This is a genomic window from Thermorhabdus hydrogeniformans, assembly GCF_049310025.1.
Lineage (GTDB): Bacteria > Bacillota > Thermosediminibacteria > Thermosediminibacterales > Tepidanaerobacteraceae > JBJYKD01.
On sequence record NZ_JBJYKD010000022.1, the window covers coordinates 39,756 to 54,783 of the forward strand.

The window sequence follows — 15,028 nt, forward strand, 5'->3', positions numbered from 1 at the left end:
GATATGATTTGGGTCTGCGGCGTACCGGCAGCCAGATCACATATCCTTGAAAGGAGCAACAGCCGTGAAGACAAAAAGCATGGTAACCGGAGCTCTTTTAACCGCCCTGTCTCTCGTCATCCCAATTGCGTTTGGCGGCTATCTCAGGATCTATATCCCTCCTTTTTCAGCCACTCTCGCATCCCATGTCCCCTCGATGCTGGCCATGTTAATAAACCCTCTCGTGGCCGTCACGGTAGGGGTGGGTTCCACCATTGGTTTCCTTATAATTTTAGGGCCGGTCGTGGCCGCCCGGGCGTTCATCCACACCGTTTTCGGGCTCGCAGGTGCAATTCTCATAAAAAAAGGGCTTTCTTTTGAAAAGGCAATCATTTTAACAGCGCCCATACACGCATTGGGAGAAGCCGTCATGGTGATGCTCTTCGGTTTTGACCTTTACACCGCCCTCGTGGTGGTGGGTGTCGGGACTTTTATACATCACTTTGCCGACGGCCTTATCTCGGTATTCGCAGCAAGGACGGTCTTATCAGGCGCCATCAAGTTCGTAAAAAGTTCGGGTTAAGGTGCGTAAGTATTTACGCACCTTTTTTAATGATACGTTTTAGACGCTATTAAAATACATATCTTAAGATTTTCTTTAGATTTTGCTTAAAGATTTCTGAAATTCGCCGGTTATAATAAAAACAGAAAGACAAAAAATTTAAAGGAGTGGTGGCTGTGTTTAAAAAAATTTTCCTTCTCAGCATGGTGGGATTGCTGGTCCTGGGCATAGCCGTCGTGGCGCTGGCAGACCAGGACACCGGCTCTCAGACCGCGGCGAAGCCCAATAGGACTCCGATTTTTTCCCAGCTCAACCTTACCGATGAACAGTATGCCAAACTGAGGGAGCTCAACAATGAGTATTTTGACAAAGTGTTGGATTTAAGAAATGAACTCGCCAAAAAACACCTGGAGCTGAGGAACCTTTACCTGTATAACGAACCCGATGAAAGTGCCATTGAACAAAAAAGAAGTGAAATCAACACCCTGATGCAAAAAATTAGGGAAATCAGCGAAGAATTTACCACTAAAGCAAAAAGCGTCTTAACTCAAGAACAGCTCGACAAGCTGGGCGAATTCAAGGGCAAGGGTTTTGGCAGAGGTTTCGGATTCGGCTTTGGCTTTGACTGCGGCTTCGGTTTCGGCATGAGAGGCGGCAGAGGCATGATGAACGGCTTCAATTGGACTCAGCAGCAACAGCAGTAAAAAATCATAATTATATAAAGACTGTGGTTCGTCGGGGTAGCAATGGCTACCCCTATTCCATTGTTTTGCGATACTTCATTACTTGAAGCATATTGAATATTTTGCGAAGTCAGCTTTTCCCTCAATCCACTTTGATCATTGTAACAACGATGGTTAAATGCTATACTTAAGGATGACAAAATTAAAAAATGAAACTATTCTGCATTAAATAGTAAAAGGCCGCCGGCATTTGAGTAAAAGGCCCGCCGGCACTCGCCTCTTTTTGTATTATAAAATTGCGGAATAAAGGATGTTTTTTATGGGTAAATACAGGATTTTGGTAGTCGATGACGAGATAAAAATTCTAGATTTAATAAAAACCTATCTTGAGAAGGAAGGTTATTCAGTAATTACCGCGTCCCACGGGAAAAGAGCCCTTCAGCTTTTTGAATCTGAAAAGCCGGACCTTGTGGTGCTGGACCTCATGATGCCGGAAATGAGCGGTTATGAAGTGTGTAAAAAAATTTGTGCCGCCTCACAAACCCCGGTGATTATGCTTACGGCAAGATCGGAAGAAGTGGACAAACTCCTGGGGCTGGAGCTCGGCGCGGACGATTACATAACCAAGCCCTTCAGTCTGAGGGAGCTTGCTGCCCGCATCCGGGCGGTTTTAAGGAGAATCGAAAGACAGCTTGACGGAAAGGCGCCGGAGGGCGGGGGGGAAGGCATTCTGGAATACGAGGGTATCAAACTGGATCAGATGAAAAAAAGCGTAACACTAAACGGTAAAAGCATACCTCTTACCCCCACCGAATACAAAATCCTCGCCCTGCTTCTTTCAAACCCGGGTGTGGTATTCTCCCGCCTGCAGATACTGGAAGAGGTGCTGGGAGATTACTATGAAGGCTATGAGAGGTCTCTCGACACTCACATGAGCAACCTGAGGAAAAAGCTGGGCGACGACCCGGCGAACCCCCATTACATAAAAACAGTCTACGGCATGGGATATAAACTGGGAGGTTAATCATGAAAAAGCCGGGGATAGGATACAGAATTACGGCCGGCCTTGTAATAACGGCCCTTCTGACGGCCGCTCTTTCGGTGCTGCTGTTCTTCGTGCTGACCAAAAGGGCCTTTTACGACTACGTCAAGGAGAATAGAATCCAGCAGGGCCGCGAGATAAGCGCCATTCTGGGCGACGTCTACAGTCAGAGCGGCTGGGACGGCATACGGTCCCTGGTGGAAAGCGCTTCAATGATGAGACAGGGGTACCGGCGAAGAATGGGTATGGAACCCGGACAAAACCCGTGGAAGGATCCGGGGCCCATGATGGGGCTGGTTTTGCGATGGGTCATCGTCACGGACCGACAGGGCAATATCATGGCCTCATCGGAAGAAATAAATATCTCTGCCCCCATACCGAAATCATTGTGGGACCTGAGAGTACCTATTTTTTCCGAACGGGGACACATTGGCTATCTGATCGTCTGGACTCCGGTAAGGCGGGATGAAAAAAGCCTGGAATTCATCTTTTCCCGCACAATTTCGAATTACTCCTTTCTGACAGCTCTTTTCTCCATGGGTCTGGCCTTTGGGGTGGGGTTTCTCATATCCCGCCGCCTGGTAATGCCCATAAAGGAGCTGTCCTCCGCCGTCCGGCTTTTTGCGAAGGGCGACAGGAACGTGCGCATTCCCGTTAAAAGCGACGATGAGCTTGGAACCCTGGCTGCGGATTTCAATGCGATGGCGGACAATATCAAGAGAAGCGAGGAACTCCGGAAAAATCTGACAGCGGATGTGGCCCACGAACTCAGGACACCCCTCACCATCCTGCGGGGGACCCTTGAATCCATCCAGGCGGGGGTTATAAAACCCACCCCCGATGTCATACTTTCGCTGCAGGACGAAATCATACGCATGTCACGGCTTGTAAAAGATCTTTCGGATTTGAGCCGGGCCGAGGCCGGCAGTCTCGAACTCAATAGGGAGGTTATTTCTCCCGCCCGGCTGAAGGATAAATTTTCCTACTTTAAGACCGAAGCCGAATTGAAGGGCCTTGACTTTATCATAGATATACCCGAAGACCTGCCCCAAATTTCCGTCGATGTGGTCCGCATAACCCAGGTAATATCCAACCTGTTGAATAACGCCCTGCGCCATACCTCTTCCGGGAAAATCGAGCTTTGCGCGAAAAAGGCAGAAAACGGAATCATATTTTCCGTCAGGGACACCGGCGCCGGTATAAAAAAAGAGGACCTGCCTTACGTCTTTGAAAGATTTTACCGCGCGGAAAAATCACGCTCCCGGGCGACCGGCGGCATGGGGCTGGGCCTATCCATAGCAAAAGGCCTGGTGGAAGCCCACGGCGGCAGGATATGGGTTGAAAGCGAGGAAGGGAAGGGGGCGGAGTTCTGTTTCTTTATACCGGCGGTTTAAAGCCGCTCAAATTTACCGGATACCGTTACTTTGCCATCTTTCACCATCCACTTGCCCCCGGCCATGACATGGACTATGGAAAGATTCCCGTCCATGACCACCATGTCCGCATCGTATCCTTCTTTTATCATGCCCTTCCCCGGGAGGCGGTGTATCCCGGCGGGGTTCTTCGTCACCGTCATCAGGGCTGTGGCAAGGGGAATATGATGCTTGAACACCATGGCCTGCAGGCTCTCCAGGAGAGCCTTTACGCTCCCCACACCCAGGCCCACAAGGCTCTTGTTTTCATCAAATATCGGGAGGCTGCCGTTTCCGTCGGAGCTTATGGTGATGCGCCCGGCGGGAACGCCGTTTTTCAATGCCGCGGCCACCGCTTCGGCGGCGGGAACCCCGCCATCTTCATAAACCTTCTCCCCCGCCGTGTAGTCGCAGTAACCCCCGGCCCTGGCAAATTCAAAGGACTCCTCCATAAGTCGCCGGGAGCGGTTGAGGTGGGTGGGCTGAAATTGAAAGGCGGGCACATCGGTGCCGTTGACGGCGTCAAAGAGCATCTTCAACCCCGCCGGGCTGTCGCCGACGTGGAGATGCACTATCCCACCCTTTTTGCCTATCATGCCCCCTACCCTGGCCTCGCCGGCGATGCGGGCAAGTTCCGCGGCCGACGCGTGGGAGGACCGGTGGTCGGAAATGGCTATCTCCCCCACGCCGACCACCTTGTCTATAAAAATCAGGTCCTTCTGGATGCTGCCCGTCAGAGTAGGGAGTGGAAACTGGTATGCGCCCGTAAACATGAAAGTGGATATACCCTCGATATCGAGAGCCCTGGCCTTGCCGTAGAGCCTTTCCATCGACCTGGTTATGCCGTCGGTGCCCAGCAACCCTATGGCGGTGGTTACCCCGTACCGGGTTAGGTCGCTCAGCATAATCTCCGGTGTGGACGTCTCGGGGCCGCCCTCGCCTCCCCCGCCGGTTATGTGCACATGCTGGTCGATGAATCCCGGACACAGGTAATAGCCATCTATATCGATCACCTCTACGGGTACGGGCAAAGACACCTGCGCGCTTCTTCCCACATACAGGATTTTACCGGCCTCCACGAGGACGTCGCAGATTCCCAGATCTTCCGGTGCAAAGACACGGGCGTTTTTAATATGAATCACAGAAAAACTCCTCTCTACTTTATATTTTATATTCATTAGGCTCAAAAATTCATTCGGGTACCACCAGTTTGCCGGTAAGCCTGAAAAATTCCCTCTTTTTCAAATCCCCCAGAGGACCACTTTTATCTTCAAAAGAACTGTAGGCTTTCTCCAGCGCTTCCCCCTGCCTTTTAAGCTGTTTTATAGCCTCGCGATGGAGGCTCGCTCTCAGAAAAAAATAAAAGGAACCCGTCAGGATTACAAAAGTAAAGATAAGAATAATAAAATACGAGGCCGCAAGCCTGTAAGCCAGCCGCCCCCCGCCTCTCGGCCTTATGTCTGCGTCGGCCATAGCCAAAACCTCCGTTTTTTGCCAAATCATGCCTCTACTTTGTATCCGTATCCCCATACGGTCTTAATTTCCAGGGCTGACCCTTTTTCCTGGAGCTTTTTCCTCAGGCGCTTTATGACGTCGTCCACGGCCCTGCCGTCGCCAAAATAGTCTGTTCCCCAGACATTATTTAAAAGCTGCTCGCGGTTCAATGCCCGGTTTTTATTCCGCAACAGGCAGAGCAACATATCGAATTCCTTCGGGGTCAAATCCAGTTCCTCTCCGTTCGCCAGGCAGCGCCGTTCTTCCGGATGTATCTCTACATCCGCGGCATAGAATGATTCCGGGCCGTTGGCTCTCGCCCTGGTCCTCCTGAAAACGCTCTTTATCCTCGCCACCAGCTCCCTGGGGGAAAAGGGCTTGGCCAGGTAGTCGTCGGCTCCCAGTTCCAGCCCCACTATCTTGTCCACATCTTCGCCTCTGGCGGAGATGAATATTATGGGTATATCCGATTTTTGCCGGATGCTCCTGCAAAGTTCCAGGCCGTCCTTCCCCGGCATCATGATGTCAAGCACCAGCATATCTGGATGTTCCCGTTCCAGGGCTCCTTCCAGTTCGGCCCCCGACTCAAACCCCTTCACCCGGTAGCCCTCTTTTTCTATGTATTTTACCAGTATGTTCAAAATATTCGGGTCATCATCGGCCACAAAAATCAGTTCCCTCACAACATCACCCCGATTAGATATTATAACAAAAAACGGCAATTATCAAACACTTTGTATGTCGCAATAAAAAAAGCGGGATATACCTCCGGCAGGAATATCCCGCTTTTCCCTCAGCCTGCTTTCCGGATGAGATTTATCGCCTTGCCCACGAGTTCCCCTGCGGATTTGAGGTTGGCGTTGATCAGCATCTTGTAATGAATGACGTTTTTCAACGTCTCTTCAGCTTCTGCGACTTTTCCATCCAGCATTTCTTTAAAAAACTCTTTCCACAGATTTAATTTGGCCATCCGCAATCTCATGCCGGCGTCGTGGAGGTTTTTGAGCTCCACCTTTATCGCTCTGAGGTCGTCTTTCAGACTTTCATCTTTTTTTGCCTCGGGCAACAGACTTTTCAGTTCCCGGCGCTTGTCCTTCAGCTCCTCCTTTAAAACCCCCGTTTCCTCCCGGAGTTCCTTGAGCCTTGTAAACTCATCCTTCAACCTGTCTTTTATTCCCTGCCTGTCCTCGGGGCTCAAGGTCTTGAGGTAATCATGGTAATCCCCCGCCATTTCTTTGACTTCCGCTCTCAGTTTGTAAAGTTCGGTCCTGTTATCCGAAGTGTCCCGGTCTTCATTTGCCGCTGCGCTGGTTATCACGTTTGTCTCCGCCGTCACGCCCCGTTCTTCTCCGGCAAGGGCCGCAGCCCCAAAGTAAAGTAGCATCAACCCCCCCATCACCACGCAAATTACCTTTTTTAGCATGCCACCATCTCCTTTGATTGATTTTTTATGATGATGTTTACATTTTTTATTCTATCCGTTTTTTGCGGGAGAATATTATTACAAATGTGGAAAATTTGTGGAAAATAAACACCGGCCAAAATTTGCCGGTGAAGGTAAAGTCTTGATGGCAGCACCGGTCGGGTCTGGAGCGAACCGTGGCGTGCTTGACTCACAGCGCCGCTATTTCTTCGCTGCTGTACATCTTTATTCCCGCCGAGTTCAGGGCCTTTACGGCTTTGTCGGGGTCTTCCACCCGAAACAATATGAGAGCCCTGTCTTTATTGCGCTTTATAAACGAGTAAAGGTATTCAATGCTTACCCCGGCCTGCTGAAGCACCTGCAGGGCACGGTTTAACCCACCGGGCCGGTCGGCCACCTCCACCGCCAGCACCTCGGTGGTGCTCACGGGGAAACCCGCCTCTTTTATGGCAGCCACCGCTTCTTCGGGCCTGTTGACGATCATCCGCAAAATGCCGAATTGAGTGGTATCGGCTATGGATATGGCGCTGATGTCTATGTTTTTTTCCTTCAAAACTCCGGTCACGGCCGCCAGCCTGCCGGGCTTGTTTTCCAGGAAAACCGATATCTGCTTGACAAACATTATCATCCCTCCTTGACATTTTATCCGGCTGCGTCGGTTACATCTTTCTCCTGTCGATTACCCTTTTTGCCTTGCCTTCGCTGCGCTCGATGGTATGAGGTTCCACCAGTTTCACATTTACATTTATGCCCAGGGTGGTGTAAATATCGGAGGCAATCTTCTTTCGAAGGTCTTCCAGTTTCCTTACCTCATCGGAGAAAAGTTTTTCCGAAACTTCCACCCATACCTCCAGGGAGTCCAGGTTGTCGATCCGGTCCACGATAAGCAGGTAGTGGGGCTCGGTCTCTCCTGTGGCCATAAGCACGCTTTCTATCTGGGAAGGGAATACATTGACGCCCCTGATGATGAGCATGTCGTCGGTCCTGCCCTTTATCTTTTCAATGCGGGCGTGGGTCCTGCCGCACGGGCAAATCTCATACGTTATAGAGGTTATGTCCCTTGTCCTGTACCGGATCACCGGCAGCCCTTCCTTATCAATGGTGGTAATAACCAGTTCCCCCTCGCTGCCGGGTGGAAGAGGTTCGCCGGTATCCGGGTCTATGATTTCCGGAATGAAGTAATCTTCAAAGATGTGAAGGCCGTTTTGCTCCGGGCACTCGCATGCCACCCCGGGGCCGATGACCTCGCTGAGGCCGTATATATCCAGCGCTTTTATGTTGAGCGCTTCTTCAATTTCTTTTCTCATGTTCTGGGTCCAGGGTTCCGCCCCGAATATACCGGCCTTTAAGTTCAATTCGCTTCTGTCGACGCCCATTTCCCGCATGGTTTCGGCCATATACAGGGCGTAGGATGGGGTGCATGCCAGTATGTCGGTCTTTAAATCCTTCATGAGCATTATCTGCCTGCGGGTGTTGCCGCCGGAAACGGGTATCACCATGGCCCCCAGTTTTTCTGCACCGTAGTGAAATCCCAGGCCTCCGGTGAAGAGGCCGTAGCCGTACGCCACCTGCACCACCGAATCTCTCCCGCCTCCCGCCATAGTGAGGCACCGGGCCATGAGTTCCGCCCAGCCGGCGATATCCCTGCGGGTGTAGCCCACCACCGTGGGCTTGCCGGTGGTGCCGGAGGAGGCGTGAATCCTGATGATCTCGCTTAAAGGCGCGGCAAACAAACCGGTGGGATAGTTGTCTCTCAAATCCTGCTTGGTGGTAAACGGCAGGAGTCTGAGATCCTGCAGGCTTTTGATATCCTCGGGCATCAAGCCCTTTTCCTGCATCTTTTGCCTGTAGCTTTCCACATTATGATAAACCCTATCAACGGTTTCCTTGAGCTTTTGCAGCTGATAGGCCAGGAGCTGTTCTCTATCCATGCACTCCCGGGTCTTATTCCAGTACATTGCCAAACCCCCTCATTATATCGCATTCGTAAATTCCCCAGCGGTGCCGGGCAATCTGCCAGTGCCGCAAACTCAACTGCCATCCGGCTCAGCCGGCTTGCAAATGTACGCCTGGAACTTACTTCCCGCCGCTCGTCGCACCCCCTCGGTGGATTTCAACGTCCCTGCCTGTTTACTCTAAGCCTTTGCAGGCGGCCCTGAAGCCTTCTTCAAAGGCCCTCAGGTTGACTTCCACCGTCGAGGGAGGCACCGTATTTTTTATGGTTTCCTCCCAGAGCTCTTTTTCAAAATCAAGGCGGCCAGCCAGCACGCCCAGAAGCACCACGTTCTGCGCCTTTACGCTTCCGCAGCGAGCCGCCATTTTTCTTGCATCGATGATAAGGGTTTCGGCCGTTTCGGCAAGCTTTACTTCTATACCGGCGGGGTATTTCTGATATCCCAGGGTTACGGGCACAGGATACAGTTCATGATTGTTCACTATAAATGTCCCTGTCTTTTTTAAATACTCGGCCCACCTGAGGGCCTCCAGTTTTTCGAAGGCCAGGATGTAATCAGCCTGCCCTTTCCCCACCAGGGGCGAATAAATCCTTTCTCCAAACCTCACGTGGGTGACCACGCCGCCCCCCCTCTGGGCCATGCCGTGGACCTCCGAAACCTTCACGTCAAAACCCTTTTTGAGGGCCACTTCCCCCAGGATGCGGCTTGCAAGAAGCGTCCCCTGCCCGCCGACACCTGCTATAAGTACGCCCGTATTTGCCATCATCTCACCACCTGTTCACATTCTATCGACCTTGTGGGACAAATTCCCGCACACAATCCGCACCCGTTGCACACGGTTTCGTCTATATATACGCCGCCGGAATCGGAATTCATTATCGCAGGGCATCCCAGTTCAACGCATATGCCGCACGCCATACACGTCTCCGGATTTATTCTGTATAAGGCTTTTTTCTTCCCTGCCCTTTTCAGCAGGGCGCACGGGCGGCGTGCGATGATCACAGAAGGCCCCGGCGCCTCAATTTCCTCTTTCACCGCCTTTTCAAAGCCTTCGGTGTCAAAGGGGTCTTCCACCCTGACCCGTTTTACCCCCACCGCCTCGCACAGCTTTTCCAGGTTGAGTTTAGCCGCCGGTTCCCCCCTGGCGTTAAAGCCGGTGGCCGGGTGGTCCTGGTGGCCCGTCATGCCGGTGGTTGAATTGTCGAGGATTATAACGGTGGTGTTGCCGCCGTTGTAGACCACATCGATAAGACCTGTAATGCCCGAATGAATAAAGGTGGAATCGCCTATCACCGCAACGGTTTTCCTGGCGAATTCGCGGCCCCGGGCCTTTTCCATGCCAAGTGCGTTCCCGATACTGGCGCCCATGCAGATGCAGGTATCCATCGACGACAGGGGCGGCAGGGCTCCAAGCGTATAACACCCGATATCCCCCGTCACGGTCAGCTCCATCCGCCTCAATACGTAATATACTCCTCTGTGGGGGCACCCGGGGCACAACACCGGCGGCCTGGCCGGAATGGCCTCATCTGTCGCAAGCTTCACATGGCTTTCAAAAGATAAATCCACGCCGCAAGTTACCCCGTCAGACTTTAAGCCGGCGGCCACAGTCTCGTATGAAAGTTCCCCGGTTTTCGGGAAAATCTCTCTGCCCCTGACCTCCAGCCCCAGGGCTTTCACGTGGTCTTCTATAAATGTTTCCAGTTCCTCCACCACGTAGAGTTTATCCACCCTGCCCGCAAAGGATTTTATCAAATTGCGGGGGAGGGGGTATACCATGCCGAGCTTCAAAAACGACGCCTGTGGGAAGGCTTCCTTTGCGTAATTATATGCCGCTCCGGCGGTTATTATGCCGATTTTGCCGCCAGGTTCCACCCTGTTCACACTCGCGCTCTCGCTGTATTCCTCAAGCCTTTTTTCCCTCTCAACCAGTACAAGCCGCCTTACCCTGGCCATGACCGGCATCATCACATACTTGCCGGCATCTTTTTTGTAGTCCAAAATTCCGGTGTCCATCCTCTCCCCCAATTCCACCGGGCTTCTGGAATGTGAAACACGGGTGGCCATCCTTATGATAACCGGCGTATCGAATTTTTCGCTTATGTCAAAAGCCAGTTTGGTGAATTCCATGGCCTCCCGGCTGTCGGAAGGCTCCAGCAGCGGGATATGGGCGGCTCTGGCATAAAGCCTGGTGTCCTGTTCGTTCTGGGAGCTGTGCATCCCCGGGTCGTCGGCGACTACTATGACAAGGCCAGCATTTATGCCCGTATAAGAAGATGTAAAAAGGGGGTCTGCCGCCACATTGAGGCCCACGTGTTTCATGCATACCATCGCCCGGGCGCCTCCTATAGCCGCTCCCAGCGCCACTTCCAGGGCCACCTTTTCATTTGGCGACCACTCCACGTATACATCATCGTATCCTGCCAGGCTTTCGGTGATCTCGGTGCTGGGGGTGCCGGGATAGGCCGCAGCCACCTTCACTCCGGCTTCATAAGCCCCCCTGGCCACCGCCTCATTGCCGAGCATTAATCTTTTCAATACCATCACCCCATTTTTCTCAGATCTTTTACCCTCTTCGCCTTGCCTTCAAATCTCGCAAGGCTCCTGGGCTCCACAAGATTCACCCTCGCATCCACCTGGAGCACGGTTTTCAATTTGCGGCGGATAAGGGCGGCGAGTTCCTCCAGTTTCCGGTAGTTGTCAAGCATACTTCCGTCGGAAAGCTCCACATTTACGGTAAGCTCATCCAGGTAGCCTCTTTTTGTTACAACTATCTCATAATGCGGCCCGATGCCCTCCACCGTCATTAACACGCTTTCTATCTGAGACGGGAACACGTTTACCCCGCGGATTATGAGCATGTCATCGCTCCTGCCGTCCACACGGGCCATCCTGAGCAGGGTCCTGCCGCACCGGCATGGCTCGGGATTCAGGCTGGTGATATCCCGCGTCCTGTATCGCAGCAGCGGCAGCGCTTCCTTTGTAAGGGTGGTGATGACCAGTTCCCCCTTTTGGCCGTAATCCAGCCTCCTGCCGGTTTCGGGGTCTATGATTTCCACCAGGAAATGGTCCTCCGCCACGTGCATGCCTTCCCTTTCTTCACACTCTCCTGCAACTCCGGGGCCTATGATTTCACTGAGGCCGTAGTTCTCGGTGGCGGTGATGCCCCAGCAGCGCTCTATCTCATTTCTCATTTCTTTTGTGGAACCCTCGGCTCCGAAAAGCCCCAGCCTCAGGCGAAGCTCATCCCGCCTTACACCCATCTCCCTGGCCACTTCGGCCATGTAAAGGGCATAGGACGGAGTGCTTACAAGAACCGTTGAGCCGAAATCCCGCATGATAGTTACCTGGCGCTCGGTGTTGCCGCTGGAGACAGGAATCACCGACGCCCCGATTTTTTCAAGGCCGTAGTGAAGGCCCAGCGCTCCGGTGAAAAGCCCGTAACCAAAGGAAATCTGGGCTATGTCGTCTTCCCTTGCGCCTGCCATGTAGGCAATCCTGGCCACAAGTTCGGACCAGGTGGAAATGTCCTGTCTGGTATACCCCACCACCGTCGGCCTGCCCGTGGTGCCCGACGAGGCGTGAATTCTGACCACGTCTTTCATGGGCACCGCAAACATGCCGTAAGGGTAATTTTGTCTCAAATCTTCCTTAGTGGTGAACGGGATTTTTTCTATATCTTCCAGCGACTTTATATCATCCGGGGACAGACCCATCCCGTCAAAGGCGTTCTTATAAAACGGGACTCTTTCATAAACATATTTTACGATATGCTTCAGCCTTTCCAGCTGCAGTTCCTCCAATTTTTTCCTGGAAAGGGCCTCATTTTCCGACCATAACATCATACTCCCCCCCTCCATCCCGCTAAAATTAAAAGGCCTGCGGCCCGAAATAAAACCCTGCCTACCATCCTACCATCTCCCATAACAAATTTTGGCTTCCCACCATCCTGCAAATCCTGCAATAATGGTACAATCTATTGCTTTTGCAGTTGATTAATTAATAATTAATATATTTAAAATTATACAGTATTACTTAAAAAATATAAACACCCGAAAACCAAGGCCCGTGCCAATATATATGCCAATATATAGTAGATGAAGAGTTTCAGCCTTCTCATCTTTCAAAAACTATAACCTGCTTCTCAACATGCGGGAAATATAATAAAATGTCTCACAGGATTTGCATTTACAGCGGTAAATTCCATATAATTTCTCAATAATAATCGTCGAGTAATTACAGGGCCGGAGAGCGCTGTGAAAAATTCTTCGTTTTTTTTGTTTACTTCTTGCTCCCTAAAACGTCTTTATAAAGTGAAAACAATTATAAGGGGGAGGGATTGATGTGGCAGGATTTGTACAAAACCGCCTTTCGCTATTTACTGAAACTGGGCTTGCCTTATACGGACGCGGAGGATATAGCGCAGGAGGCACTTTTGTCTACATACCTGCATCTGGACAGCATCCAGGAAGGCAAATTAAAAACTTATCTGCTGACCACGGCAAAACACAAGTACATTGACTTTTTAAGGAAGAACGGCAGAGAATTTATTACCCCAATCATAAGTGACTTTTGTATGAGTGAATTTGCACAAATTCATCAAATCGAAAACAAAGATGTGATGCAAAGGGCGCTTAACAAACTCAATCTCAATGAGCAGAAGCTTTTTTATATGAAATACAATTTGGAACTGACGAATGCTGAAATTTCATCTTTGCTGAAAACAACGCCCGGCTCTGTCAAGGTGATGCTGTACAGGATAAGAAAAAAATTGAAAGAGTATCTAGAAGGGGAGGCTGAAAGCTGAATGGTTCAAAACGGAAGTTTTGAAAATGATGCCAATAACATACGTTTTGACGAGAAAAATTTTTTACGTAAAGCCCGTTTAAAAAGCACTCTCCGTATAATTTTAATCTCCTTGGGTGTGGCAATCGGCGTGTTTATGCTGTCATTCGTCTTACCCGAAATACTCCTGCAAAATCAAGAAAACCGAATAAATGAATTTTACCCGGACCTCGTTAAGTTCAGTGAGCCAAACACAATTGCGCTCAGAGGAAAAAGCTATAATGTCAGACTGTTCGGCAGGCAACTGGAGTATTATTTGATCAGATTGATAGCCGATAAACCCTACCCTGCTGGAACAACTACAGTCGATTTTGACATATGGGGAGGAGAACAAACCATGAGCAACCCCGCTTTCAGTGTTTTGCAGGCATCAAAGTTATCAATCTCCATCCCGGAAGGAGCTAAAGAATACATCGCTCCTTATGCGGTGCCGAAACTGAGATTTTATCATCCTGCTGCGAATCATGAAAATATCGCAAGAGAATTTGACGCGCTGAAAAATATCCCCCGCGATAATCTTGTGGAAATGGCACTTTCGTTTAAAAAGCCTCTAACATTTGATGAAATGAAAGCATTAATGCCAGGAGATTTAAAGCTGATGTGGGGTGCCGTGAGTGTTTTCAAAGATGAAGACTATAAGAAAAAAAATTATCTTGATGAAAGGCTGGTGGGCAACCCCTACCTTGCTGACAGGAACGGGGAAAAGGAATTTGTAAACGACCTTGAAAGACTTGGCAATATACCGAGTTATCATTCTGATAATATAAAAAGGACAACAGACTACTTGAAAGAGAACGGGATTAAATATTACGGTGTAGTGGCCGTGGGAAGCCCGTCATCATTAGAAAAGCTCTCTTCCAATCAAATGATAACAGGTGCAGTTCTGGGTATAGTGACAACTTCATATTAAAATTAAAAATCGGAAGGAGTTAACCGGTATCCGTTCTCTATACCCTATATCAACAATCGGTCAAAAGGATTGCAAAAAGCAGGGCCGGAGGCTCTCTCACAGAATTTTAAAAAATCGAGTAGGAGGGTGTGATTAACCCCCGCCCGCTTATACCACCAACGTATGGTCCCGTATCTGGCTGTTCACCAAGCTTGACCGAATTTCATGATATCTTTTGACTAGACTCATGAGCCCTTAACTTTGCCGCAAGGCTTGTTGAGGGCTCTATTTAATAGTTTTTCTGTCGTTCCTCCAGCAGCCCTTTCGGATGTTCGCTATTCATGGCGACACAGTCAGGAAGCCAGGTTGTTTATTACATAATAAAAATGGACAGAGGTATAAAATAAAATCCCCACTTTTGTAATTCAAAAATCTCCTAAGCTGGTTACAGCTATATGCATGGGTATCACAAACTCTCTATGTCTTTTATCTGCGTACTTGAGAACTTCCCCTAGAAATGGCATTATGCCGCACCTAGCCATGTAGATGATTACTTCTCCTCAGGAAGATGTCTATATCTTTGAAGCACTTATTTGTTTTTTCTGAAAAGCCATTTATCTATCGTCAATATATTAAGATACCCAGGGCAGCGGCTAGAGCGATAATCATGAGCGGGTTTATTTTCAGCAGGTACAGCCCCGCAAAGACCACCGCCGCCACCAGCATATCTTTAATGCCGGTAAA

The 15,028-nt window shown here is 50.2% G+C and carries 15 protein-coding genes; 6 read left to right on the plus strand and 9 right to left on the minus strand.

The window, feature by feature from the left end; genetic code table 11:
• Positions 1-64: 64 nt before the first annotated feature.
• The 4 genes from ACKX14_RS10980 to ACKX14_RS10995 all read left to right on the plus strand — a co-directional run bounded on the left by ACKX14_RS10980 (position 65) and on the right by ACKX14_RS10995 (position 3,660).
• Positions 65-562 (plus strand): ECF transporter S component, encoded by a 498-nt coding sequence (locus tag ACKX14_RS10980; RefSeq protein WP_422447551.1) that lies wholly within the window; start codon positions 65-67, stop codon positions 560-562.
• A 155-nt stretch (positions 563-717) separates the two neighbouring features.
• Complete coding sequence (locus ACKX14_RS10985) at positions 718-1,245, plus strand: Spy/CpxP family protein refolding chaperone (RefSeq protein ID WP_422447553.1); 528 nt, start codon at positions 718-720, stop codon at positions 1,243-1,245.
• 298 nt (positions 1,246-1,543) lie between these two features.
• Positions 1,544-2,248, plus strand: a complete 705-nt coding sequence (locus ACKX14_RS10990; RefSeq protein ID WP_422447555.1) for a response regulator transcription factor — start codon at positions 1,544-1,546, stop codon at positions 2,246-2,248.
• 2 nt (positions 2,249-2,250) lie between these two features.
• Positions 2,251-3,660, plus strand: coding sequence for a sensor histidine kinase (locus tag ACKX14_RS10995; RefSeq protein WP_422447557.1), 1,410 nt, complete (start codon positions 2,251-2,253; stop codon positions 3,658-3,660).
• Here the strand turns inward: ACKX14_RS10995 and iadA are convergent.
• The 9 genes from iadA to ACKX14_RS11040 all read right to left on the minus strand — a co-directional run bounded on the left by iadA (position 3,657) and on the right by ACKX14_RS11040 (position 12,392).
• Positions 3,657-4,820, minus strand: coding sequence for a beta-aspartyl-peptidase (iadA, locus tag ACKX14_RS11000; RefSeq protein ID WP_422447559.1), 1,164 nt, complete (start codon positions 4,818-4,820; stop codon positions 3,657-3,659). The two genes, ACKX14_RS10995 and iadA, sit on opposite strands and share 4 nt — an antisense overlap.
• A 49-nt stretch (positions 4,821-4,869) precedes the next feature.
• Entirely contained in the window at positions 4,870-5,151 is a 282-nt protein-coding gene (locus ACKX14_RS11005) for a hypothetical protein (protein WP_422447561.1), read from the minus strand.
• Between the two features lie 26 nt (positions 5,152-5,177).
• A complete protein-coding gene (locus ACKX14_RS11010; RefSeq protein ID WP_422447563.1) occupies positions 5,178-5,855 on the minus strand; it encodes a response regulator transcription factor in 678 nt (225 codons plus the stop codon).
• A 110-nt stretch (positions 5,856-5,965) separates the two neighbouring features.
• Positions 5,966-6,595: a hypothetical protein gene (locus ACKX14_RS11015; protein ID WP_422447565.1), complete on the minus strand. Its 630-nt coding sequence runs from the start codon at positions 6,593-6,595 to the stop codon at positions 5,966-5,968.
• A 190-nt stretch (positions 6,596-6,785) separates the two neighbouring features.
• Positions 6,786-7,217, minus strand: coding sequence for an ACT domain-containing protein (locus tag ACKX14_RS11020; protein ID WP_422447567.1), 432 nt, complete (start codon positions 7,215-7,217; stop codon positions 6,786-6,788).
• Positions 7,218-7,254: 37 nt separating this feature from the next.
• Positions 7,255-8,553: a phenylacetate--CoA ligase family protein gene (locus tag ACKX14_RS11025; protein WP_422447569.1), complete on the minus strand. Its 1,299-nt coding sequence runs from the start codon at positions 8,551-8,553 to the stop codon at positions 7,255-7,257.
• 172 nt (positions 8,554-8,725) lie between these two features.
• Entirely contained in the window at positions 8,726-9,313 is a 588-nt protein-coding gene (locus ACKX14_RS11030) for an indolepyruvate oxidoreductase subunit beta (protein ID WP_422447571.1), read from the minus strand.
• On the minus strand, positions 9,313-11,088 hold the full coding sequence (gene iorA, locus ACKX14_RS11035; RefSeq protein WP_422447573.1) for an indolepyruvate ferredoxin oxidoreductase subunit alpha: 1,776 nt from the start codon (positions 11,086-11,088) through the stop codon (positions 9,313-9,315). The genes ACKX14_RS11030 and iorA overlap by 1 nt, the downstream gene beginning before the upstream one ends.
• 5 nt (positions 11,089-11,093) lie before the next feature.
• On the minus strand, positions 11,094-12,392 hold the full coding sequence (locus ACKX14_RS11040) for a phenylacetate--CoA ligase family protein (protein ID WP_422447581.1): 1,299 nt from the start codon (positions 12,390-12,392) through the stop codon (positions 11,094-11,096).
• Between the two features lie 500 nt (positions 12,393-12,892).
• Between ACKX14_RS11040 and ACKX14_RS11045 the strand changes: the two genes are divergently transcribed.
• Both ACKX14_RS11045 and ACKX14_RS11050 read left to right on the plus strand, forming a co-directional pair.
• Positions 12,893-13,357, plus strand: a complete 465-nt coding sequence (locus tag ACKX14_RS11045) for an RNA polymerase sigma factor (protein WP_422447575.1) — start codon at positions 12,893-12,895, stop codon at positions 13,355-13,357.
• The gene (locus tag ACKX14_RS11050) at positions 13,358-14,305 is read left to right on the plus strand and encodes a sigma factor regulator N-terminal domain-containing protein (RefSeq protein WP_422447577.1); all 948 of its coding nucleotides are present in this window, start codon (positions 13,358-13,360) and stop codon (positions 14,303-14,305) included.
• Positions 14,306-15,028: the final 723 nt, after the last annotated feature.